23 protein-coding genes and 1 pseudogene are annotated in these 21,894 nt (G+C 64.4%); 11 read left to right on the top strand and 13 right to left on the bottom strand.

Annotated features, from left to right (window positions below; all coding sequences use genetic code 11):
* Window positions 1–33: 33 nt before the first annotated feature.
* From AB0366_RS23395 to AB0366_RS23405, 3 genes and pseudogenes are all read right to left on the bottom strand, one after another.
* Window positions 34–1,881 (bottom strand): DUF222 domain-containing protein, encoded by a 1,848-nt coding sequence (locus AB0366_RS23395; protein ID WP_366246071.1) that lies wholly within the window; start codon window positions 1,879–1,881, stop codon window positions 34–36.
* A gap of 46 nt (window positions 1,882–1,927) precedes the next feature.
* Entirely contained in the window at window positions 1,928–2,179 is a 252-nt protein-coding gene (locus AB0366_RS23400; RefSeq protein WP_237669216.1) for a DUF3253 domain-containing protein, read from the bottom strand.
* Between the two features lie 15 nt (window positions 2,180–2,194).
* Window positions 2,195–2,368 (bottom strand): annotated as a pseudogene (locus tag AB0366_RS23405) (DUF2256 domain-containing protein); the annotation flags it as partial.
* Here AB0366_RS23405 and AB0366_RS23410 point away from each other — a divergent pair.
* Window positions 2,346–2,912: a peptide deformylase gene (locus tag AB0366_RS23410; RefSeq protein ID WP_366246073.1), complete on the top strand. Its 567-nt coding sequence runs from the start codon at window positions 2,346–2,348 to the stop codon at window positions 2,910–2,912. The pseudogene AB0366_RS23405 and the gene AB0366_RS23410 sit on opposite strands and share 23 nt — an antisense overlap.
* Here AB0366_RS23410 and AB0366_RS23415 read toward each other — a convergent pair whose 3' ends face one another.
* Together AB0366_RS23415 and AB0366_RS23420 are read right to left on the bottom strand one after the other, a co-directional pair.
* A complete protein-coding gene (locus tag AB0366_RS23415) occupies window positions 2,913–3,353 on the bottom strand; it encodes a hypothetical protein (protein ID WP_366246074.1) in 441 nt (146 codons plus the stop codon).
* Complete coding sequence (locus AB0366_RS23420) at window positions 3,353–3,703, bottom strand: hypothetical protein (RefSeq protein ID WP_366246076.1); 351 nt, start codon at window positions 3,701–3,703, stop codon at window positions 3,353–3,355. Before AB0366_RS23420 ends, AB0366_RS23415 begins: the two co-directional genes overlap by 1 nt.
* Before the next feature lie 84 nt (window positions 3,704–3,787).
* Between AB0366_RS23420 and AB0366_RS23425 the strand changes: the two genes are divergently transcribed.
* Complete coding sequence (locus AB0366_RS23425) at window positions 3,788–4,201, top strand: hypothetical protein (RefSeq protein WP_366246077.1); 414 nt, start codon at window positions 3,788–3,790, stop codon at window positions 4,199–4,201.
* A 142-nt stretch (window positions 4,202–4,343) separates the two neighbouring features.
* Window positions 4,344–5,612 carry a DUF4185 domain-containing protein gene (locus AB0366_RS23430; RefSeq protein ID WP_366246079.1) on the top strand — a complete coding sequence of 423 codons (1,269 nt, stop codon included), beginning with the start codon at window positions 4,344–4,346 and terminating at the stop codon, window positions 5,610–5,612.
* Here the strand turns inward: AB0366_RS23430 and AB0366_RS23435 are convergent.
* Window positions 5,545–6,207 (bottom strand): hypothetical protein, encoded by a 663-nt coding sequence (locus AB0366_RS23435; RefSeq protein ID WP_366246080.1) that lies wholly within the window; start codon window positions 6,205–6,207, stop codon window positions 5,545–5,547. The two genes, AB0366_RS23430 and AB0366_RS23435, sit on opposite strands and share 68 nt — an antisense overlap.
* Window positions 6,204–7,160, bottom strand: coding sequence for a hypothetical protein (locus tag AB0366_RS23440; RefSeq protein WP_366246082.1), 957 nt, complete (start codon window positions 7,158–7,160; stop codon window positions 6,204–6,206). The genes AB0366_RS23435 and AB0366_RS23440 overlap by 4 nt, the downstream gene beginning before the upstream one ends.
* 297 nt (window positions 7,161–7,457) lie before the next feature.
* Here AB0366_RS23440 and AB0366_RS23445 point away from each other — a divergent pair, with 297 nt between their 5' ends.
* The 6 genes from AB0366_RS23445 (at window position 7,458) to AB0366_RS23470 (ending at window position 15,134) form a co-directional block, all read left to right on the top strand.
* Window positions 7,458–8,438, top strand: coding sequence for an ABC transporter permease (locus tag AB0366_RS23445; protein WP_128645883.1), 981 nt, complete (start codon window positions 7,458–7,460; stop codon window positions 8,436–8,438).
* Between the two features lie 31 nt (window positions 8,439–8,469).
* Complete coding sequence (locus tag AB0366_RS23450; RefSeq protein ID WP_358371383.1) at window positions 8,470–9,390, top strand: ABC transporter permease; 921 nt, start codon at window positions 8,470–8,472, stop codon at window positions 9,388–9,390.
* Window positions 9,347–11,284: an ABC transporter ATP-binding protein gene (locus tag AB0366_RS23455; RefSeq protein WP_366246084.1), complete on the top strand. Its 1,938-nt coding sequence runs from the start codon at window positions 9,347–9,349 to the stop codon at window positions 11,282–11,284. The genes AB0366_RS23450 and AB0366_RS23455 overlap by 44 nt, the downstream gene beginning before the upstream one ends.
* Before the next feature lie 37 nt (window positions 11,285–11,321).
* Complete coding sequence (locus AB0366_RS23460) at window positions 11,322–13,010, top strand: ABC transporter family substrate-binding protein (protein ID WP_366246085.1); 1,689 nt, start codon at window positions 11,322–11,324, stop codon at window positions 13,008–13,010.
* Window positions 13,011–13,204: 194 nt separating this feature from the next.
* The gene (locus AB0366_RS23465) at window positions 13,205–13,663 is read left to right on the top strand and encodes a hypothetical protein (protein WP_366246087.1); all 459 of its coding nucleotides are present in this window, start codon (window positions 13,205–13,207) and stop codon (window positions 13,661–13,663) included.
* Window positions 13,664–13,769: 106 nt separating this feature from the next.
* Window positions 13,770–15,134: an acetamidase/formamidase family protein gene (locus AB0366_RS23470; protein ID WP_366246089.1), complete on the top strand. Its 1,365-nt coding sequence runs from the start codon at window positions 13,770–13,772 to the stop codon at window positions 15,132–15,134.
* A 73-nt stretch (window positions 15,135–15,207) separates the two neighbouring features.
* On the opposite strand, the gene AB0366_RS23475 is transcribed toward AB0366_RS23470, so the two are convergent.
* The gene (locus AB0366_RS23475) at window positions 15,208–15,825 is read right to left on the bottom strand and encodes a TetR/AcrR family transcriptional regulator (RefSeq protein WP_366246090.1); all 618 of its coding nucleotides are present in this window, start codon (window positions 15,823–15,825) and stop codon (window positions 15,208–15,210) included.
* Between the two features lie 85 nt (window positions 15,826–15,910).
* Between AB0366_RS23475 and AB0366_RS23480 the strand changes: the two genes are divergently transcribed.
* Window positions 15,911–17,263, top strand: a complete 1,353-nt coding sequence (locus AB0366_RS23480) for a cytochrome P450 (protein WP_366246091.1) — start codon at window positions 15,911–15,913, stop codon at window positions 17,261–17,263.
* Between the two features lie 2 nt (window positions 17,264–17,265).
* Here AB0366_RS23480 and AB0366_RS23485 read toward each other — a convergent pair whose 3' ends face one another.
* The 5 genes from AB0366_RS23485 to AB0366_RS23505 all read right to left on the bottom strand — a co-directional run bounded on the left by AB0366_RS23485 (window position 17,266) and on the right by AB0366_RS23505 (window position 21,420).
* Window positions 17,266–18,129 (bottom strand): alpha/beta hydrolase, encoded by an 864-nt coding sequence (locus AB0366_RS23485; RefSeq protein ID WP_366246093.1) that lies wholly within the window; start codon window positions 18,127–18,129, stop codon window positions 17,266–17,268.
* Window positions 18,130–18,176: 47 nt separating this feature from the next.
* The gene (locus tag AB0366_RS23490) at window positions 18,177–18,473 is read right to left on the bottom strand and encodes an antibiotic biosynthesis monooxygenase (RefSeq protein WP_366246094.1); all 297 of its coding nucleotides are present in this window, start codon (window positions 18,471–18,473) and stop codon (window positions 18,177–18,179) included.
* Between the two features lie 51 nt (window positions 18,474–18,524).
* Window positions 18,525–19,172: a response regulator transcription factor gene (locus AB0366_RS23495; protein WP_220709167.1), complete on the bottom strand. Its 648-nt coding sequence runs from the start codon at window positions 19,170–19,172 to the stop codon at window positions 18,525–18,527.
* A complete protein-coding gene (locus AB0366_RS23500; protein ID WP_366246096.1) occupies window positions 19,169–20,242 on the bottom strand; it encodes a sensor histidine kinase in 1,074 nt (357 codons plus the stop codon). The genes AB0366_RS23495 and AB0366_RS23500 overlap by 4 nt, the downstream gene beginning before the upstream one ends.
* 239 nt (window positions 20,243–20,481) lie before the next feature.
* The gene (locus AB0366_RS23505) at window positions 20,482–21,420 is read right to left on the bottom strand and encodes a UbiA family prenyltransferase (protein ID WP_366246098.1); all 939 of its coding nucleotides are present in this window, start codon (window positions 21,418–21,420) and stop codon (window positions 20,482–20,484) included.
* A gap of 223 nt (window positions 21,421–21,643) precedes the next feature.
* Between AB0366_RS23505 and AB0366_RS23510 the strand changes: the two genes are divergently transcribed.
* Entirely contained in the window at window positions 21,644–21,808 is a 165-nt protein-coding gene (locus tag AB0366_RS23510; RefSeq protein WP_187298471.1) for a hypothetical protein, read from the top strand.
* Window positions 21,809–21,894: the final 86 nt, after the last annotated feature.

Consider the following 21,894-nt stretch of genomic DNA (forward strand, 5'->3'; position numbering starts at 1 on the left):
GCCACACATGGGTGTGGCTCCTGGCGCGGCTGGTCAGGCTGCTCGCTGTTTTCGTCGGTGGTAGCTGGGGATGGGTTGTCGGGTGGGGTCGATGGATTCGGGCGGGATGGCGTAAGGGTGTCCGTCGTCGCCCATGATTAGTTGCCAGTCGCCGTGGTGGACGAGGCGGTGGCATTCTCCGCAGACCAGGGCGAGGTTGTTCAGGTCGGTGGGGCCGCCGTGTTCCCAGAATTTCACGTGGTGGGCTTGGCACCACTGCGCGGGGCGGCCGCACATGACGCAGCATCTGTCGCGGATGGTCAGGGCGATGCGTTGGTCGTCGCTGGCGAGTCTGGTGGTGCGGCCGAGCGCGAGCGGGACGCCGTGGTGGTCGACGATGACCGGGGTGAGGTCGGCGTCGCAGGTGAGAAGCTCGGCGAGGGACCGGCTCATCGGCCCGGTCCAGTCGAAGTGGAACGGCCAATCGACATCGCCCGGCTCGGGAGCAGACTTCTCCCCGGCGGCGCCACCACCGGCAGCACTACCGGCAGCACTACCGGCGGCACTACCGGCGGCACTACCGGCAGCATCACTACCGGCATCGCTACGGCCGACACGATCGTCGCGGAAATCGCCGGTTCGTGAACTGCCGCCTGCGCCAGCACTCTCGCTGGTGCGGTGACCGCCGTCAGCACCATGATCGGGACCGGCGTCGGCATCACTGGTTCGTGAGTTGCCGTCGGTGCCAGCATTGCTCCCGCGGACGCAACCGCCGTCAGCACCGGCATCGGGTGCCGTGGTGGTATCGCCGGTTCGTGAACGGTCGCCGGCACCAGCGCTGCTCCCGCCGGCGCGGTTGCCGCCGTCGGCACCGGTACCGTGTGTTGTCGAACTCGTTGGTGCGCTGGCCGTGTGCTTCTTGCCGCGGGCGCTGAGTAGGTCCCGCAGCGGGACGATCAAATGCACCGATGCCCGTGACCCACCTGCCGATCCGCGGGTGCTGCCGCGTAGGTGCCGGTCGAGAATCCGATCGAGTGCATCGGCTCGGCGCTTCGACGGACTCCGCGGGTCACGCTCACCACCCGGGCCCGGTTGCGGTGCGGTCAAAGCCGACAGTGTCGTGAGCAGCTTCTCGGCGAGGAGCCGGTCGACGTTGCCACCGAGCTGGAAGCGGCCGTCGGACAACGGATGAACATCGAACCGGTTCAGGTTCGGGTTCTCCGACACCGGTACCGGCGGCGGCCCCGACGGAACAGGCTCCGGCCCAGCAGGTTCGGGCCCATCGGCACCTGCGCCGGCCGAGCCACCTGCGCCACCGCAATCACCCGAGCTACCTGCATCACCGGAGCCACCTGCATCGGCTCGGCTCGCCTGCTCCCGTTCGCGCTCCCGCTCCTGCTCCCGTCGTTTCTTCTCGGCCTGCTCGTGTCGAGATCTGGCGTCTTCTGCCGCAGAATGCGCCAGTGCCTGCGCACGGGAGGTGACCTGCCCGGCGGTGCTGCGCATCGCGGTCTCGAGCAGTTCCGCGACGACGGCGTCGCGGCGCTGTTCGTCGAGGGTGGGGTCGGCGACCAGCACGGTGGCGTAGCCGTCGGCGATCACCGAGGCGTGCGCGGCGTGGATGTCACCACCGGCGAGGGCGTCGAGCACCGTGCGCCGGTCGGTGAGCCACTGGCCCAGTTCCATCTGACGGGCAGCGGACCCGTCGGTGATGCGCACCGACCTCGCATACCAGCGGGTGACCGTCGAATGCCCGAGTTTCATGGCCAGACCACGCCGCTCGATCTCCGCCAGCATCGTGTATCTGGCTGCGGCGAGAGCGTTTTCGTGGGAGGACACCTCAGCGAGCGCGGACACCAATTCCTGGTCCCCGAGCCCGAACACATCCCCCCATGTCTTCACCCCACGAAAGCTATACCCACCCACCGACAACTTCTGTCGGCGCAGGTCAGCGCGTCCACCGGATGCGGATGGGCCCCTTCGCGGTCGACGGATCGACGACGGATCCTTTCTGGGTGATCTCGACTTCTCCCGCGTCGACCATCCGGCGGGCGGCGCGGCGAACCGGTTCCATCAACTCCCGCCAACCGTCGTCGGACAGGGCACGTGCGACGTCGGAGGGGCAGATCGTGGAGTCGCGGGACCGGGCGTCGAGCAGGGAACGGATCTTGTCTTCGAGTTCCTTGTCGGTGGTGCTCACCTTGTGCCGCCGGCATGCGTCGCTGCAGTACTTGATGTCATCCCAGTTCTTCTCCCACTTCTTGCGCCATTCGATTCGCCGCCCGCACGATGCGCAGACCTTGTCGGCGGGCGGCGCAGTGGAGGAGCGACGAGAATGGGCCATGCTTCGACAGTAACCTCGGTGCATGGCGATTCGACCCATTCTCATTGCCGGTGACCCGCGGCTGACTAGGGTCGCCGAACCCGTCACCGTGTTCGACGCGGAGTTGGCCGCGTTCGTGGACGACCTGTTCGAGACCAACACCGCGGCGCACGGTGCCGGTCTCGCCGCCAACCAGGTCGGCGACCCGCGGGCAGTGTTCGTCTACGACCTGAGGGACGGCGGGGTCCGCCATCGCGGGCACGTGCTCAATCCAGTGCTCGAGACGTCGGCGATCCCGGAGACGATGCCCGACCCCGACGACGGTGAAGGGTGTCTGTCGGTCCCGGGGGAGCGGTACCCGACCGGCCGCGCGGACTGGGCCCGCGTGACCGGTGTCGATGTGGAGAACGCTCCCGTGTCGGTCGAGGGCCACGGTTACCTGGCTCGGTGTCTGCAGCACGAGTCCGACCATCTGGCCGGTCACCTGTACCTCGACCGCCTGATCGGCCGCAATCAGCGTGCTGCGAAGAAGATGATCAAGGCGCGAGGATGGGTCGGACCCGGCAACAGTTGGCTGCCCGGGTCCGACTCCAATCCGTTCGGGTGGTGATCAGCAGACCCCAGTGACTGCGCACGCGGTCGCACGTTCGAGCTTCCAACGGCTCTCGGAGACAACGAAACCGATCGAGGACACTCGCCCGACGGAAGTGCCGCTCGCCTCCACCCGTCCGGGTGCGACGGCGTCGACGCGGTCGAACGTCACGTCCGACATGACCCCGCCGCTGTCGAACAACGCTGCGTTCTCCTCGAGTGTGCCTTCGAGTGCGTCGGCGCGGTCGGACCGCTCTGCGGTCCAGTCGAAAACAGTATTGAAGATGGCGGTCGCTTCGTCCGGGGTCGGGATGGCGGTGGGTGCGATGGAGGGAGGAGGGGGCGGGAACGACGACGGTGCAACGTTCACCGCGGCGTCGATGTCCGGCTCGGGTTCCGTTGCGGCACAACCGGTGGGCACGACCAGAGCCAGTCCGCAGAGCGCGCGACCGACGATCATCAGAACGGGTTGTAGACGTAGAGCATCCGGTAGTCCCACTCCGAGGATCCGGCCGGGATTCGGATCTCCGTCAGGACCCGGCCGTTCTGGGAGCACGAACCGCGGGCGTGAAACGACCAACAATCGATCTGCATACTCGTGCCGAACGGGCTGACGATCAACGACTTATTGCTGCTGAACGCCGCGGGGTCGAATGCGCTGACGAAACTCGAGGTCGAATCCTTGGGGCCGAACGGGTTGTCGTCGGGAGCGGCGGAGGCTGTCGGCGCGACGAACACTGCGCCGCCGATTGCCAGCGCGACTCCGGCGAGCATCTTCTTCAGCATGGTGGCCCCGTTCGTTTCGAGCACGAATACTCAGTGCTCATGGGATCGGCCGCAACCGACCGCGCGTTACGAACCGGTTCCTCCCTCGGACGCGGCACACTGGAGTCCATGACAGCACTCGAAGCGCCCATCGTTGCCCAGCGGCTCGGCCGTCGTCTCACAGTGTGGGGCGGTGGAAGTGTGCTTGTCGGAACGGTGTTGGCGTTGCGCGGGTCGTCGCCTGCTTGGCGGGCGTTCGGTCAGCAGACCGCCGGGTGGGGAGCAATCGATGTGGCCATCGCCGGTGCCGGGGCGCTGAACTCCTCGGTCCCGACGTCCAAGAGCTTGACCAAGCTGTTGTGGATCAATGCCGGTCTCGACGTCCTCTACATCGCGACCGGTGCGCACATCGCCGTCAGGAAGCCTCGGTTCGGCGGCCGGATCACTGCTGACCAGGCGCTGGGCCACGGCTCTGCCGTCGTCGTCCAGGGCGCTGCGCTTCTCGCATTGGACACGACACACGCCCGCATGATTGCCAGCTAATCACACGAGTGTCATTCTCGCCGTAGGTGTTTTGTCAAGTATCAACACGCCCGATTTGTTGCGCGATCAGTAGATTTGCGTAACACTCGTCCCATCAGTCACATCAGTATCGTGGGTCACACGGGAAACGGCGGGTTCGTCCATGCGTGTACGTAGTCGGCAGATTGCTGTCGGGGCTGTCCTGGCACTGGCAGTGAGCGGACTCAGCGCTCTGACCGCGCCCACCGTGTCGGCCGAACCGTGCGGTGGGCTCGGAGGGCCGGGCTCGTCTCCGCTGTTCGGGTCGTCGGGCAGCGCCGGGATGTCGGGCAAGAACCCGCAGGGCCCTCAGGGGCCGCTTCCTCGGATCACCGGCAACACGCAGAGCATCGCCTGGGTCACGGGTCCGCAGAGTGTGAACAACACCTACAACGACCTCGCGATGTCCGGCACCGACCTCGGGATCAGTTGGGACAACGGGGCCGGCCAGATCCTGATGGCGTTCGGAGACACGTTCGGAGACTGCTCCTCCGGCAATGCCCAGTGGCGCAGCAACGCGCTCTTCCGGTCGGACAAGGCGTCGACGAATTTGGCGCAGGGCATCGAGATCGGTCCGGCCGACCCCGCGGACAACACCTCCGGTGCCGTTGTGCGGGCCGGCAGTCCGAACTATGCAGCCGAGATCATCTCCAGCGCAAAGCTGCCCAGCGTCGAAGACACGACGATTCCCACGGCGGCCATAGCGATCGGCAACACCCAGTACATCAACTACATGTCGGTGCAGAGCTGGGGCACACCCGGGCGCTGGATCACGAACTACTCTGCGACGGCGAAATCTACTGACAACGGCCAGAATTGGTCGACGGATCCCAAGACGATCCGCGTCAACAAGGGTGTGACCATCCCGGGTTTCACCAACGTCCACGAAAGCCAGGGCAAGTTCCAGCAGAGTGCGTACGTGCTGGGTCGCGACGGCCAGTACCTGTACCAGTTCGGTACTCCCAACGGACGATTCGGCGACGCCTTCGTCTCGCGGGTGGCACCGAACGACATCGAGAATCTCGACGCGTACGAGTACTCGACGCAGGATCCGGATCCGACGAAGCAGTGGTCGAAGAACATCGGCGACACCGTTGCCATCGTCAAGGGCCCGGTCAGCGAGATGTCGGTTGCGTGGAACGACTACCTCGGCCGCTACGTGATGATGTACGGGGACGAGAACTCCCGAACCTTGGTCGCGCGCACTGCAGACAATCCCGAGGGGCCATGGAGTGCGCCGAGGACCATCCTCGATGCCAATCAGACCGCCGGCGGAATCTATGCGCCGTTCATTCACCCGATGTCGAGCGGAAAAGACCTGTACCTCACTGCTTCTCGGTGGTCGGACTACAACGTGTTGCTGTTGAAGACGAACCTCGATGCGTTGAAGTAGTCTCCGCGGATCGATCGATCGCCGCCTGCAAGTAAGCGTCCACATCGAGATCGTCGGGGGCGGAGAGTAATCCGCGCCGGATCGTCGAGAGATATCTGCTCGACGGTTCGCCGGGCTCTCGGGCGATCGAACTGGTCAGCGTGAACGCGGCCGTTCCATCGATGTCCGGAAGTCGGAGCAGTGCATCGTATTTCCCGCGGAAGCTCTCACCTTCGCGATCCACTGCCAGTTGCGACCACTGTCCGATGGCAAGTGTCTCCGTCGCCCCGGCATCGATGGATGCGACGACGTTCTCGACGGCAGCCAGGTGAGTGAACTGGACGCGGTCGAGTAGATAGCCGTGCGCTACAGACCGATTCGCGGTATCTGCCGTCGTCGAGACGAACGCAGATGCTCCGGTCCACCGCCGCGAGACTCCGGCGAAGTACAGCGGATAGTCGATCCACAGCCATCTTTCCCCGGCGGGCAACGCTGTCGGGGGTGCCGGTGGGTGCGCACCGAATTCGGAGCTTTCGTCGGATCCCGTCAGGTAGGTGAAGAACCTCTTGCGCAGCAGATTCGAACCGTACGAGACGTACCAGAGCTGACCGGTCACTCGGTCTCGAACAGCTGTCGGTACGCCTCGGCGAGCAGGTCGGCCGCGAGGTCGTGGTTGTGTGACGCTGCGCCCGTCGAGTTTCCGGATCGCATCAGCCTGGCGTTGAGGCCGTAGGCGAGGTCGTCGAACGTGTCGTCGTCGATGCCGAGGTCGACGTCCACGTCTTCTTCCAGCAGCGCCCCGAGGTCGATCGACCACGACCACACGCGTTCGTCCCGGTATGGTCCGCGTCCGGCGCTGACGGTCTCGTTGGAGACCTCGAGTTGCTCGTCGGTCCGGTCGCGCGGAACGTTGGTGTTGATCCGCAGGTCGAGTTCGATCGTGTCGTCGTCGTGCACGATCTCGTCGACGCGGAGCGTCTCGAAGCCGCCGCACGTCAGCGTCACCAAGCGTCGAGGCCCGGTGTCTGCGGGTTCGTCGGATAGGGCGGCGATCTGCCACAGATATTTCGCGGTGTTCGCCGGGTCGGGGATCGAGGAGTTGATGTAGTCGGCCACGATGCTGCGGATGGCGGGGTATGCGATGTGGTCGGACAGTTCCCAGAACTGCTTGCGCGTCTTGCCGACGGCCGTGTCGAGCAGTGTGGCCCGCTTGGCTCTTTCCTTCGGTAGTGCGGATTTCGCGCTCGGGGCCTCGTCGTTTGCACCGGGCTCCGAGGGGCGTTCGCGTAGGCGCGTCAGGTGCGACACGAGATCCCGCAACTGCTGGAGCTGGTCTGCTGTGCCTGCGGTGAAGTCGAGTGCCTCGATGTCGGTCCACGCGGCGAGGTCCGCGGCGAACCGCGCGGCCACGGAATCGGAATGGTCGACGTAGGCCGAGCCGTCGGTGAAGTGCAGAACGTAGAGCCCGGCTCGGTGTTCCTTGGCCGCGAAGACCGTGGCGATGGATCCGGCGTCGGTGACGTCGAATCGTTCGAAGGTGAATCCGTCGGGTGTGGAGGCAGTCGGCATAGTGGTGAATCTACCGATGTGAGTGGAAAGCACCTATTCCGTGACTTGTCCGCATTGTCGGAATTACCGTCCCTGTGCTGGCAATGTATCGAAAGATGTTCTGACACCGCTATTTCCGCTTTGTCCGTTCCGGCTCGAGTATTTTCTCTTCCATGAACGGGTAGGGAATTTCTGGTGCTATCTTGTGGAATGTCTGTTTCCACCGCTAACGAAACAAACAGGAAACAAGCGGTGTGAACAATGCCGATAGCAGTGCCACTGGGCACCGCCGTTGTGTTCGATGGAAGGTGGTTGCGCGTGGGCGGTTATCTTGCGCGGAGGTTGCTGAACTACGTCGTCCTGCTGCTCATCGCGACGTTCCTTACCTACCTCTTGGCGTCGCTCACGTTCGATCCGCTGTCCAATCTGCTCAGCCGCAACCCGCCGCCCTCCGACGCGGTGCTGGCTGCCAAGCGAGCGGCTCTGCATCTCGACGACAATCCGGTGTTGCGTTACTTGAAGTGGCTGTGGGCGGTGCTGCACGGTGATTTCGGGCAGACGATCGCTGCTGGCTCGGTCAACGACGAGCTGTGGCGTCGCATTCTCGTATCGCTGCGGTTGGTGGTGCTCGGCACCGTGTTGGGAGCAGTGCTCGGCACGTTGATCGGCGCATACGGAGCGGTTCGGCAGTACAAGATTTTCGATCACGTGGCAACGGTCGTGACGTTCATCCTCATCAGCACGCCTATCCTGGTACTCGCCCCGGTGCTCAAATACCTCGCGGTGCAGGTCAATCAGAGCACGGGCAGTCAGTTCTTCCAGTACACCGGTGAGACGTCGACCACGCTCGCGCCAGGTCTGATGAACGAAATAGTCGACCGCGCGCAACATTTGCTGTTGCCGACCGTGGTGCTGATGTTGTTCACCATTGGTGGTTACAGCCGCTACATGCGTAGTTCGATGCTCGACGAGCTGAACATGGACTACATCCGCACGGCTCGCGGCAAGGGTCTCACTCGCGGTCGGGCGATCTTCAAGCACGGCTTCCGCACAGCGTTGATTCCGATGGCGACGCTCTTCGCGTTCGGTATGGGTGCGGTGATCACCGGTGCGACGTTCACCGAGCGTGTGTTCGGCTGGTACGGCATGGGGGACTGGCTGATCTACGGCATCACCAGCCAGGACATCAACATCACGCTCGCGGTCTCGCTCTTCACCGCGCTGTCGGTGCTGGTTTCCGGAATGTTGACCGACATCTTCACTGCCGCATTGGATCCGCGTGTTCGCTACGCGGACTGACCCACCACTTCGATCGAGGAAAGGATCGGCGATGGCAACACCTGTGGTTCCCGAGATCACCGCCGTGGACGGTCCGGGCGAGACGACGGCTCCGATCACCCGACGGCGGTTGGTGTTTCGTCGATTCCTGAGGAACAGGCCGGCGTTGGTGGGCATCGTGGTGCTGGTGGTGATGTTCGTCGGGGCGTTCGTTCTCCCGCACTTCATCCCCTTCACCTACGAGGAACTCGACGCGTATGCGCTCAACTCGCCGCCGACCACGCGGCATTGGTTCGGCACCAACCAGATCGGCCAGGACGTCCTGGCGCAGACGCTGCGCGGGCTGCAGAAGTCGCTGATCATCGGCATGCTCGTCGCGTTGATCTCCACCGTGCTCGCCGGAGTGGTCGGGGCGGTGGCGGGGTACTTCGGCGGCTGGACCGATCGTGCGTTGATGTGGGTGGCCGACGTGCTGCTGGTGGTGCCGAGCTTCCTGGTCATCGCCATCTGCTCACCGTTGTTCCGTGACAAGAGCTTCTTCATTCTGGTGTTGCTGCTCGCCGCGTTCGCATGGATGATCACCTCCCGCATCATCCGTGCAATGACGCGATCGTTGCGCGAGCGCGAATTCATCCGCGCCGCAAAGTACATGGGCGCGACGCCGGCGAGTGTGATCGGCAAGCACGTGCTGCCGTCGATGGCCTCGATCCTCATCGTCGACGTGACTCTCAATGTGGGTATCGCCATCATCGGCGAGGCGTCCTTGAGCTACTTCGGGTTCGGTGTGCAACGACCCGACGTTTCGCTCGGCACGCTGATCGCCGACGGTACGTCGTCCGCGCTGACCTATCCGTGGCTGTTCGCATTCTGCTGTGGCGCATTGGTATTGATCGTGCTGGCCACCAACTTCGTCGGCGACGGCCTGCGCGATGCTTTCGATCCGAACTCGACGAGGGGACAGGCACGTGGCTGAGACGGTGCCGGTGTTGAAGGTGAGCGGCCTCGAGGTCAGCTTCCCGAGCGAGGAGGGTCGCGTCACCGCTGTCCGTGGACTGGACTACCAGGTCGACAAGGGCGAGGTGATGGCCATCGTCGGCGAATCCGGCTCGGGCAAGTCGGTGTCGTCACTGGCCGTCATGGGACTGCTCCCGCAGACCGCACGCGTCACCGGTTCCATCGAGCTCAACGGTCGCCAGCTGCTCGGGCTGTCCGACCGTGAGATGTCCCGCGAGCGTGGGCGTTCGGTGGCGATGATCTCGCAGGACCCGTTGACGGCGCTCACCCCCATCTACCGGATCGGCGACCAGATCGCCGAGGCGATCTCGGTACACAACCCGTCACTGACCAAGGCGAAGGTTCAGCAGCGCACCCTCGAATTGCTCGACCTGGTCGGTATTGCCGATCCAGCGACCCGGGCGCGGTCGTATCCGCACGAGTTCTCCGGTGGCATGCGGCAACGCGTCGTCATCGCCATGGCCATTGCCAACGACCCGGATCTCATCATCGCCGACGAGCCCACGACAGCTCTGGACGTGACGATTCAGGCCCAGATCCTCGATCTCCTCCGTACCGCCCGCGACTTCACCGGTGCCGGCGTCGTGTTCATCACGCACGACCTGGGAGTCGTGGCCGGCGTGGCCGATCGAGCGATGGTCATGTACGCCGGTCGCGCAGTCGAGACCGCGCCGGTGGACGAGCTGTACGCGCAGCCGTCGATGCCCTACACCGTCGGGCTGCTCGGGTCCGTTCCTCGACCGGACCGTCCCGCGCAGGAGCGGTTGGTGCCGATCGAGGGCACCCCGCCCGCGCTGGTGAATCTCCCGACGGGGTGTCCCTTCGGGCCTCGGTGCCCGTTGCACATCGAAGCCTGTGATGCAGGTGAACCACCACTGGTCGAGGTCGCCCCGAATCACAGCGCGGCGTGTATCCGTATCGACGCGGCGACGGCCGACTCCGTGGAGGCCGAGTTCGAGGGTGCCCCGCGTTCGGAGGCTCCGGCGGAACTGGTGGTGACGGTATCGAAGGACGCTCCGGTGTTGTCGGTGACCGATCTGCACAAGAGCTATCCCATGTTCAAGGGTTCCGTGCTGCGGCGCCGGGCCGGGGAAGTGCCTGCGGTGCAGGGCATCAGCTTCGATGTGCACGCCGGGTCCACCCTGGCGATCGTCGGTGAGTCGGGCTGCGGCAAGTCGACGACCCTGCTCGAGATCATGGAATTCATCAAGCCGCAGCACGGTTCGATCAGGATCAACGGCGTCGAGCCGTACAGCCTGAGCCGCGCCGAGCAGCGAAAGTTGCGCGCGCACATTCAGATCGTGTTCCAGGATCCGATGGGCTCGCTCGACCCACGGATGCCGGTGGGGGAGATCATCGCCGAGCCGCTGAAGATCAACGGTGTCCCGGTCGACGAGCGCACCCGCAGGGTTCGAGAGCTGATGGACACCGTCGGGATGCGTCCGGAGCTTGCGGATCGGTATCCCACCCAGTTCTCCGGAGGGCAGCGTCAACGAGTCGGTATTGCACGGGCTCTGGCGCTGAAGCCGTCGATTCTGGTGCTCGACGAGCCTGTCTCTGCACTCGATGTGTCGATCCAGGCGGGTGTGCTGAACCTGCTGCAGGATCTGCAGGAGGAGCTCGGTCTGGCGTATCTGTTCGTCTCGCACGATCTTTCGGTGGTGCGTCATCTCGCCGACGAAGTGGCGGTGATGCGCAACGGAGTGTTCGTGGAGAAGGGCCCGACGGCGCAGATCTTCGATGCACCCGAGGACCCATACACACAGGCACTCCTGAAGGCCATTCCCATCCCCGATCCCGTGCTCCAACGAGCCCGAATCGCTGAGGCCGCAGCATTGGCCGACGCCATCTGACCCACAGGTTTACGTGCACACTGAGAAAGGTGAACTGATGAGAGTCAAGCTATTTCGGGCGCTGGTCCCGATCGCGGTGGCCGTGACCACTGTGGGACTGGTGGCGGGGTGCAGCTCCGGCGATACCGGGCCCAACCCCGATGCGCCTGCGTCCTTCGACAGCGGAGCGCAGATCAATCCGCATCCGATCAGCGATCTGCAGCAGGGCGGAAACATGAACTTCCCGCTCACGCAGGTGACAGCCAACTACAACTACTACCAAATCGACGGCACCACGGTCGATACCTCGCGGTTCTACGCCGCGCTGATGCCGAGGTCGTTCACCGCCGCAGCCGACGCGAGTCTGACGGTGGACACGGACTTCTTCACCGACATCACCGAGTCCGAGGTCGACGGCAAGCAGGTCATCACGTACAACATCAACCCGAAGGCGAAGTGGAGCAGCGGGAGGTCGCTGGATTACACAGACCTCGTGGCGACGTGGACGTCGAACAGCGGTAAGGACCCGGCTTACGAGGCTTCATCCACGGCCGGGTACGACAAGGTCGACTCCGTGGTGCGCGGTGAAAACGACCAACAGGTGATTCTGACCTTTGCCGAGAAGTTCGCGGACTGGCCATCGCTGTTCTCCCCGCTGATGCCTGCAGAGTCGGTGAACAGCGTCGACGCATTCAACACCGGATCCGTGAGCACGATGCCTGCCACCGCAGGCCCGTTCCGTATCCGGAACATCGAGCCCGGTGGCAAGCGCATTGTTGCGGAGCGCAATCCTGATTGGTGGGGCGAAAACCCAGCGGTGCTCGACACCATCACGTTCCTGCCACTCGATTCGACAGCCTCCGTCGGCGCGTTGCAGAGCGGCGAGATCGATTACTACGAACTGGGCAGCAGCGCTGACGCATTCAAGGTCGCCCGGGGTATCCCGAACATCGACCTGCGGCAGAGCCTGGGTCCGCAGTACCGCCACTTCGATTTCAACGGCGCGCCCGGACGCATCACCTCCGACAAGGCGGTACGGCTGGCTCTGATGAAGGCGATCGACCGCGACTACCTGGCTACCTCCCAACTCGGCCAGATCACCTCGAACCCGACGGTGCTGAACAACCACATCTACGTCGACGGCCAGAAGGGCTACCAGGCCAACAACGGCGACATCACTTTCGACCCCGAGAAGGCGAAGTCCGAACTCGACGCCGCGGGCTGGACGATGAACGGTGAGTTCCGCTCCAAGGACGGCCAACAGCTCGATCTGCACGACATCATTCCGGCAGATACCCCGAATGCAACGCAGGAAGCGCAGATCATCCAGCAGAACCTCAAGGCTGTCGGTGCCAACCTCATCATCGATGCGGTGCCGTCGGACGACTTCTTCGAGAAGTACATCCTGGTCGGTGCGTTCGATGTCACCCATTTCACCTGGGAGGGAACGCCGTACAGCTCCAGCAGTGACGGCATCTTCCGTTTGACACCCGGCAGTACGTTGCAGAACTACGGGCAGGTCGGGTCCGAGGAGATCAACGGTCTGCTCGACAAGGCCGCAGGCGAGCTCGACGACGCTGCACGTATCGACGACTACAACGAGGCGGACAAGGCGGTCTGGGCGGAAGGCCACAGCCTGACAATGTTCCAGCGTCCGTCGACGTACGCGACCAAGTCCAATCTCGCTAACTTCGGTGCTCCAGGATTCGGCGACATCGACATGTCGAAGGTCGGGTTCCTGAAATAGACAACGGGCTCGGATATCCGGTCGGTGCCGCGGCAGCCACTCTGGTTGTCGCGGCATCGACCGTTGTCGTCATCGCACCGCTGGCCCTGTTCGTCGCTGTGATCGTCCTGGTCCGGACGGGTTGGTCTGTGGGGTGTGCTCTGTTGGCCACGCGATCAGCGGCCGGTTCGACCACCCGAACCACCGTGCGGCGGGTGCGGTTTCAACACCGCATGCGTTCGCGCGGCTATCTGGAGGTGCAGGAGAAGGGTGCGCGAGCCTGGTATCCGGTCTATTTCCACACCGGGCTTCTCGCGATCGTTCCCGACGCCGCCGCACGTGTCGGTAGATCGATTCTCGGGCACCGTGCTTTCGTGATCGAGCCCGGGATTCTCGCGGTGCCGTCAGGCCGGCGTCGTACGTCGTTGCCTCCCGGCGCACCCCTCGATGCCCCGCGCCTCAACGATTCCGATCTCCGCACGCGCAGTGCACGATTCGGTTCTCTACGTCGTCGGGTCATGCTCGACGCTCCCGCCGCGGTGGCCGGCCCGATCATCGGCCTGCTGTGGCTGATCGTCGACGGGGGAGGATTCGCCGAGTTCGTTGCTGTCTCCGTTCTGGCCGCGGTCACCGCGCTCTGGTGGTCCGCGATAGGCGGGAGCGATCCCAGTTGAGCTGCGGAGCAATTGAGCTGCGGAGCAATTGCGACGACGCGTGTTCGTAACTGCGGAGAAACACCTCCGGTCTACGTTCGAGATTCGGACAATTCTGGAGGTAGCAATGGCGCAGTCGATGGCGGAGCACGCAGCCGAGACGATCACCAAGGGAATCGGTCGGCGCGGTTTCATCCAGGCGGTGGCGGCCCTGGGCGCAGGCGTCGGAATCGCCGGAACGGCAGCGTGTTCTACGTCCTCGTCGAACACAGCCGCTGCGAGTTCGTCGGCACCCGCAACTACCGCTGGCGGGATCCTTCAGCCCGGAGCCGGCGACATCTCCGGCGATCACTACCTGAGTTCCGAAGTCGACAAGGTCCTGTGGGGCTACGTCCCGACGGTCGAGTCCGAGTCGGTGCTGCAGATGAAGTCCGGTGAGACGGTGACCATCGACGCGCTCAGCCATGAGGGAATTCTCGAAGACCAGGGCCGCGACCCTGTCGAATTCTTCGGCGGCAAAGGTGTATCGGAATCCGACGTGCTGCAGGACGCCATCGACATCGCCGGCGGTTACGACCGGACGGTCCGTAATTTCGACGTCGACGGCCCGCATGTGGTGACGGGCCCGGTGTTCGTCGAAGGGGCGCAGCGAGGCGACGTGCTCAAGATCGAGACGCTCGAGGCGATTCCACGCGTTCCGTACGGTGTGGTGTCGAGCAGGCACGGCAAGGGCGCTCTGGCGGTCACTGCGTCCGGTGAGGCACCTGCGGGCATCAGCCTCGACGAGGTGATGCCGCCGATCGCAAACGATGGCAGGACTTCGGGCGACCCGACTCAGTACGGGAACATCTCCACGTTCACCGCCGTCGAGGACGGGCAGGGTGTGATGCGGTACGGCGATGCGGCCGTGCGCTTTCCGCTCCGTCCGTTCATGGGCATGATGGGTGTCGCGTTCGCCAGCGACCCGGGTCTGACGTCACCGAATGCGAATTCGATTCCACCGACACTCGGCGGCGGCAACATCGACGTCGGCCTGCTCGGCGTCGGATCGACGTTCTACCTCCCCGTGTTCGCGGAGGGTGCGTTGTTCTACGTCGGCGATCCGCACATGGCGATGGGCGACGGTGAGGTGGCGCTGACTGCGATGGAAGGCTCCCTGCGCGGCACCTTCCGCCTCACGGTCTGCAAGGCGGGCAGCGGGGATGCCCCGTCCGTCGCGTACTCGTATCCCTTTGCCGAGAACGAGGACTCGTGGATTCCGATCGGCCTCTCCGACCCGGACGGTGCCGTCGGCGGCCAGAGTTCGGACCTGAACGCCGCCATGCGTCGCGCCGTGGTCAATGCGCTCGACTTCCTCGAGACCGACCTCGGCATGGACCGGGCGACGGCCTATGCGTACCTCTCCGCGGCCGCGAACTTCACCGTGTCGCAGGTGGTCGACAAGACTGTCGGCGTGCACGGTCAGATCTCCAAGGCACACTTCGACCGGTAGGAGTGCGCCTTCGGCGCAGTGGTGCGAACAAGTGCCTCTGCGGGCACTTATTCGCACCACTGCCGAAGGCACCTCAGCGGTGTGCTGTCGCGACGAAGTGGCGGGCGGAGGCGTCGACGATATCTGTTGGGGTGACGTCGATTTCGTCGTTCAACCACGCGATGACCAGTTCGGCGAGTCCGCCGATGAACAGCAGGCCGTTGATTTCGGATTGTGGTTGCGGCCAGGCCTGTTCGCCGAACAGTTCGCGTGACTGCTCGGCTACCAGATGGGCGAACGCGCGCATGGACTTTCGTCGATAATCCCGCAGTGAGTCGACGGCCAGTGACTCGATCATCGCGACGCGGCCCTTGCGTCGGTCGTCGGTGAGTACGCCGACGAACGCGCCGATGGCGTTACGCACCTGTTCCTCGACGGTGGGTGCCGGGGAGTGCAGCGCGTCCAGAGCAGCGGCCCGGATCTCGTCGGATACCGACTCCACCACCTTCTCGAGCAAGTCCTCTTTACTGGAGAAGTTCTGGTAGAAGTAGCGCTCGGTCAGCTTGGCCTCCGCGCAGATCGCGGTCATGGTCGTGTTCTGGGCACCGGCCGTCGAGAACACCTCGAGTCCGGCTTCGAGCAACCGCGCGCGACGGTCGGCGGTGCGATCGTCGGCACTCATGCCGTTGTAGCGGCGCGTCGGGGAAGCCATGGATAGATCTTGACAGAGGAAGCATGTGTGACGCAGACTACATCTCATCTGACAGGACGCTCTGTCAGATTGACGGAGGTAGACGATGGCACGTGCTCTGGCTGCTCCACCTGCTGATTCAACGCTCCAACCGGTATACGGCGACGGCGGCATGCCCGTCGTGGGGCACACCCTCGAGTACATCCGAGATCCGCTGAAACTGCTCGGGAGTCGGTGGGAGAAATACGGCGAGGTGTCGTGGCTGACGATGGCCGGGCAGAAGTGGATCACCGTTCTCGGTCCGGACGCGTGCCAAGAGGTGTTGCAGAACGCCGACAAGGCGTTCGCGAACGGTGACGGCTGGTCGCTGCTGATCGGCCCGTTCTTCCACGGTGGTTTGATGCTGCTCGACTCCGACGAGCATCTGAAGCATCGACGAATCATGCAGCAGGCCTTCACGAGGGACCGACTCACCAAGTCCGTCGAGGCGTTGAATCCTGTCACCGCAACCGGTTTGGACGCGTGGCAGGGCGGGCGCGACGTCCAGGTCTACCCGGCGCTCAAGGCGTTGACCCTGGAGGTGGCAACGAGCATCTTCATGGGCGGTGCCGAGGGCAGCACCGAAGCCGAGATAGCCGAGCTCAACTCGAGTTTCGTGGCGTGCGTCCAGGCTGCGACCTCGATAGTGCGCTATCGCGTTCCGGGAACGCGGTGGAAGCGTGGCCTCGATGGCCGCGCCATGCTCGAACAGTTCTTCCGGCGCTACCTACCAGCGCGGCGAGCCAACGAGACCGACGACCTGTTCTCGGTTCTGTGCCACATCGAGGGGAACGACGGCGAGCGTTTCTCCGACGACGAAGTGATCGACCACATGATCTTCCTGCTGATGGCGGCGCACGACACGTCGACGATCACGCTCTCGACGATGATGCAGTACCTCGGGCAGCATCCGGAGTGGCAGGACAAGTGCCGCGCGGAATCGGAGTCACTGGGCACCGATGCGCCGACGCTCGCGCAACTCGACGAACTGCACAGCGTCGATCTGGTGATGAAGGAATGCCTGCGGTTGGTCTCGCCCACTCCGGTAGTCGCGCGTCGCGCAGTCAAGGACACCGAGGTGCAGGGAAAGTTCGTACCCGCGGGGACGTACGCCTCGGTCGCTCCGCACTTCACGCACCACATGGAGCAGTACTGGCCGGACCCCGAGAAGTTCGACCCCGGCCGGTTCGCCGACGATCGCCGGGAAGACAAGGTGCACCGCTACGCGTGGGAACCGTTCGGCGGAGGCGTGCACAAATGTATCGGCATGTTCTTCGCAGGTGCGGAGATCAAGACGATCATGCACCACCTGCTGCTGCGGTTCGACTGGTCGGTCGACCCCGATTACGTTGCGCCGCTGAACTTCACGTCGCTGCCCTTCCCCGAGGACGGGCAGCCCGTGCAGCTACGAAAGCGGTAGGTCTATCCGGCGCGGTCGGTGAGCCAGCCGATGATGTCCGCGGTGATCTCGTCCCGGTTGGTCTCGTTGAGGATTTCGTGGCGCGCGCCGGGGTAGAGGGTGACGGTCACGTCGCTCATCCCGGCCTCGCGGTACCGGGCGGCGAGAGTCTCGATCAACTGTCCGCCGCCGGCGAGTGGGTCGTCGGTTCCCGAGGTGATGAGCAGCGGTAGGTCGGAGCGGATCTGCTCGAGATTGTGCGGGTCGGCCAGCTTGTCGGCCTCACCGAACAACGCGGGGACCGTCGACTCCGGCAGGTCGAATCCGCACAGAGGATCGGCGACGTAGGCGTCCACTTCTGCCTCGTCGCGGGTGAGCCATTCGTATCCGGTGCGATGCTCGAAGGCGGCGTTGAAAACGCTCAGATCGCCCGCGGGGGCGTCGGCCATCCCGGCCGCGAGGATGTTCAGCGTCGTCGATCCCGACAGCACCACGCCCTCGTACAAGTCGGATCGTTCGATCAGAACATGTTGCGCGGCAAACGAACCCATCGAGTGCGCGAACAAGAACAGGGGCAGGTCCGGGTACTCGCCCAGCAACGATTCGCCCAACTGCTCGATGTCGGCCCACAGACCCGCGAACGCTGCCGCACCGAAATCACCGGGGGTGTCGACGATCGACTGGCCATGACCACGATGATCGGACGCGACGACGTGAAATCCGGCGTCGTTCAGGGCAGCGGCGAACCGGGCGTAGCGGCTGCCGTGTTCGGCGAGTCCGTGCGCGATCTGCACGACGCCGCGAGCCGGATCGGCCGACGTGGCCCAGGTGTACGTGCTGATCTCGATGTCGTCCTGCTTGGATACGAACGACGAAGCATTGGCCACGGGTGACTCCTCGAGACGGCGATGGGGACGAAACTCGAACCTATCTCCTACGCCCTGAGCCTCGGAGCGAAATGCTCGACGACGGGGAAGGGTTCGTAGAAGTGATGCAGCAGCGTCTTCCACTCTTGGTACTCGTCGGACTGCCTGAAGCCCTGGGTGTGGTCTTCGAGGCGTTCCCACTCCACCAGCAGAAGGTAGACAGAGGGCTGCTCGATGCCCCGCGACAGCGTCAGATTCACGAACCCCGGCATCGAGGAGATGATCGACTTCGCGTCGGCGAAGGCGGCTTCGAACTCGTCGGTTCGGCGGGGAATGACATGCAGGAGGGCGTGTTCGACGATCATCGGGACAGTATGCGAGGCGCAGCCCGGTGCCGGTTCGGCGGGCCCGAAGCCCTAGACGCCAGGAATTCCGAACGCCGTGGCCTTACGGACGCAATCCACCCGTGACACAGCACCGAGTTTGGCATAGATATTGGTCAGGTGGCGCTTCACCGTGGATTCCGTGATTCCGAGTTCTCGCCCGATCTGCCAGTTCGAACGCGCCTGGGCGAGCAGGTGCAGAACTTCGAGTTCCCTGGGCGACAACAGGTTCGGCGTTCCCGGCATGTCGGAGTCGAGCGCCGAGCTGATCGAATCGCGAGATGTGGACAGCAGTACGTTGTCCGGACTGCGCTGGACGGAGTGCAGCCCGGCGATCAGTTGATCGCGCGCGACGGTTTTGGACAGAAATGCCGATGCCCCGGCATCGAGCAGGCTGCGCAACAGTTCGGCATCCTGATGCATCGACAGGACGACGATGGAGACGGTCGGTGCTGCGGCGCGAATCGCCGTCACCACCGCGTGTGCTCCTGGGCCCGGCATTTCGATGTCGACCACCGCGATGTCCGGAACGTCTCGAGTGATCACCTCGATGGCGGTCGTTCCGTCCGGGCACTGCGCGACCACCGTGAACGCGGGGTCGGTCTCGATCAACGCTGCGAGACCGTCGCGGAAGAGCGTGTGGTCGTCGGCGAGGATCACTCGGATGGCGTGGCCGGTCACCACCGGTTCCTCCCGAGCGACTCGGCGGTGCGGTCGAGCAACGGCAGCTGAACCTCGACCGTGGTGCCGCACCCCGGATCGGCTGTGATGACGGCGCGCCCACCGAGCAACTCGGCGCGTTCGCGAATGGACGCCAGCCCACCCACGATCTTGATCGCCGTGACGGCTCCGACGTCGAAGCCGCACCCGTTGTCGCGGACGACGGCGCGCAGTCTGTCCTGCTGGGTGGCGAGTTCGACGGTGATCGTGTCGGGCTTCCCATGGACGACGGCGTTGCGGATCGCTTCTCGCAGCAGCAGGTAGAGCTCCTGGGCAACTTCGTCCGCCAGACCCGGTTCGTCCCCGTCCACCGTCACTTCGGAGACCGTTCCCTCGGGGACGGTCGATTCCAGGTAGGACGCCAACGACTGGCTCAGCGATTCGCCGCCCAACCGAACCCACAGGTCCGCCGACACCTGCCGAGTACTGTCGAAGCTCGACTTGATCGACTCGCGTGCGGTGGCGAGATGGGCTTGGGCTCGAACGGGATCGCGCGAGCGGTAGTGGTCGTAGAGGTCGAGTTGTTGGAGTGCGGCACCCATTCCGTGAGCGATGCGGTCGTGTAGGTCGCGAGCGATCCGGCTACGTTCGTCCTGCTGCGAGGACAGAAGCTTCGTCAAGAGATAGTTGACGTACGGGATCGATCCGACCGCCAACCGTTCCTGGATCTCGCGTTGCAGGGCGGTTCCCAAGGCCACGACGGTATCGGTCGGTGGGTCGAATGCTTCGACGAGTACGGGAAACAGGGCTTCGAACATCAAGGTAGCCGCTGCCAGCGACTGGGTCGGGTGAATACCGGATTTGGCGCGCTGCTCACCGATGGCCTCGCTCGGATCGGGCGCGGGCAACGTCGATGTCGGTGTCCCGAAAGCGGCGAACGCTGTTGCGACGACGCGCACGACGGCTTCGGCCTGACGCGTCAGCTGCAATTGCAACGATCGGTCGGTGAGGACCGGGCTTCCCGAACCGTCGAGAAGGGTGGTGTACGCCGCGACCGCTCGATCGACGAGTCGATTCGGCTCGACACTCACTTCGTTCGCCCCCGCCCTGGAGAACCGGACGGATCAGGCCCTGGAAAGCCTGATTCGCGACGCCGATCCCGATCGCGTCATATTAGCGGGACAAACAGCGCAATTGGTACCGAGGACACGGATACCCGCACGTCGAGGCGCTTCCGTTCGGGACTTCGCCCGAAGTGGTTCACCTGCTGGTCACCGGTGGTTCGCTGCGTGGTCGGGTCGGATCTCGATTCGCGGCGACCGGGTGTCGATCACAGCAGCATGCACAGCGCGCCCGTGTGCGCACCGTATTGCGAGTACATGAAGGCGTGGTACGGGGTACGCGGATGCCATCGACGCGATCGTCCGGCGACCGCGCATGCGCCTATCGCCGCTACTCCACAGCCCAAGGCGAGGGCGGGGACGAGGAGACGTTCTTCCACGGTGAACGCCGAGACGGCGAAGCCGACGGCGATGATCCCGGCCAGCGAAGCGACGATCAGACAGGTACCGCGTTCGCTCCACATCGCCAGCGTCGACCGTCCGGCGGCGCGGTCGCCCTCGACGTCGGACAGGTCCTTGGCCAGACCTCCGACTCCCATCCACGCGGACATGACGACAGCGAACACGGCCACGGCCGGCGAGATCCCGATGCCGGCCGCACAGGCTCCGGCAGTGTAGGTGGCAAGTCCGCCTCCGATCACCGAGACCTGGACTCCCCACACTCTGTTCTTCAACGGCGCGGGACCGGCGGAGTACAGAAAGCCGAGGGCGACCATGACGAGCGCCGACACCAGGACCGTTCGGCCGGCCGACGCGCACAGAATCACACCCGCGCACGCAAGAACGGGGACGAGCTGGCGAGCCACTCCCGCATCGAGTGTTCCCTGCGCAAGCGGCCGCGTCGAACCGTTCAACCGATCCTCGACGCGGTCGGCAAGACCGTTGAGCAGATAGATCGACCACGTGATGCACAGCCAACCCGCACAGCACAGTGCGACGGCCGTCCACCGGGGAACAGCTCCGGCGTCGAGAGAAGCCACGGCGACAACCGCGATAATCCGAAGCTGGAAGATGATCTGCACCGCGGGGCGAGCTTCGGACCAGGCGGAGCGGATCGACGACCGCAGCGGCCGATCGGGCGCACCGGCAGCGACAACGTGACTCGGCGATGCAGTGCTGGGACCGACTGTTCCACTAGCGGTGGCCATGCGTCGATCGTCTACGGCCGCGCGACGCACGTCTATGGCCCGAGGGTCGTAGTCCACTACGACCTTGGTCGTAGTGGCGGGTGCACCTTCGCGGCGACCCCATTGGCTTTCGGTGTTCTGCCACTTAGCTTTCGAGTTGTAACACCGCATTCGACGGAATCGGAACCCGGCGCACGAGAACGACAGTCGCCGACTCTCATCGGCCTACGAAGGTGGAATGCTCGTGAACACGGACTATGTCTGGTTGGCGCTCGGATGGATGGCTTTCATCGCCATCATCATCGTGGTGGTCGTCGTTGCACTGGTGGTCCTGGTACGCGGACGCCAGACGGCATCCCGCTCGGACGATCACCGCACGGTGCCGGCGAAGAACGACCCGGCGGAGTAGCCCCCCGGACCCGATCTGTACCCCGCATTGCACCGTCGGAGCCGATGCGCGTCGCGCCTTCGGGGATTCCGACGCCAGCCCATGGG

It is taken from the genome of Rhodococcus sp. NPDC076796, from assembly GCF_040702765.1.
In the GTDB taxonomy this organism is placed as follows: domain Bacteria; phylum Actinomycetota; class Actinomycetes; order Mycobacteriales; family Mycobacteriaceae; genus Rhodococcoides.

Excerpts from the sequence above, each read along its gene's own strand:
- AB0366_RS23490 (WP_366246094.1), bottom strand. The coding sequence starts at position 18,473 with ATGATCGTCGAACACGCCCTCCTGCATGTCATTCCCCGCCGAACCGAC.
- AB0366_RS23505 (WP_366246098.1), bottom strand. The coding sequence starts at position 21,420 with ATGGCCACCGCTAGTGGAACAGTCGGTCCCAGCACTGCATCGCCGAGT.
- AB0366_RS23425 (WP_366246077.1), top strand. The coding sequence starts at position 3,788 with ATGACAGCACTCGAAGCGCCCATCGTTGCCCAGCGGCTCGGCCGTCGT.
- AB0366_RS23455 (WP_366246084.1), top strand. The coding sequence starts at position 9,347 with ATGCTTTCGATCCGAACTCGACGAGGGGACAGGCACGTGGCTGAGACG.
- AB0366_RS23415 (WP_366246074.1), bottom strand. The coding sequence starts at position 3,353 with ATGATCGTCGGTCGCGCGCTCTGCGGACTGGCTCTGGTCGTGCCCACC.
- AB0366_RS23430 (WP_366246079.1), top strand. The coding sequence starts at position 4,344 with ATGCGTGTACGTAGTCGGCAGATTGCTGTCGGGGCTGTCCTGGCACTG.
- AB0366_RS23440 (WP_366246082.1), bottom strand. The coding sequence starts at position 7,160 with ATGCCGACTGCCTCCACACCCGACGGATTCACCTTCGAACGATTCGAC.
- AB0366_RS23450 (WP_358371383.1), top strand. The coding sequence starts at position 8,470 with ATGGCAACACCTGTGGTTCCCGAGATCACCGCCGTGGACGGTCCGGGC.
- AB0366_RS23480 (WP_366246091.1), top strand. The coding sequence starts at position 15,911 with ATGGCACGTGCTCTGGCTGCTCCACCTGCTGATTCAACGCTCCAACCG.
- AB0366_RS23410 (WP_366246073.1), top strand. The coding sequence starts at position 2,346 with ATGGCGATTCGACCCATTCTCATTGCCGGTGACCCGCGGCTGACTAGG.
- AB0366_RS23475 (WP_366246090.1), bottom strand. The coding sequence starts at position 15,825 with ATGGCTTCCCCGACGCGCCGCTACAACGGCATGAGTGCCGACGATCGC.
- AB0366_RS23470 (WP_366246089.1), top strand. The coding sequence starts at position 13,770 with ATGGCGCAGTCGATGGCGGAGCACGCAGCCGAGACGATCACCAAGGGA.
- AB0366_RS23460 (WP_366246085.1), top strand. The coding sequence starts at position 11,322 with ATGAGAGTCAAGCTATTTCGGGCGCTGGTCCCGATCGCGGTGGCCGTG.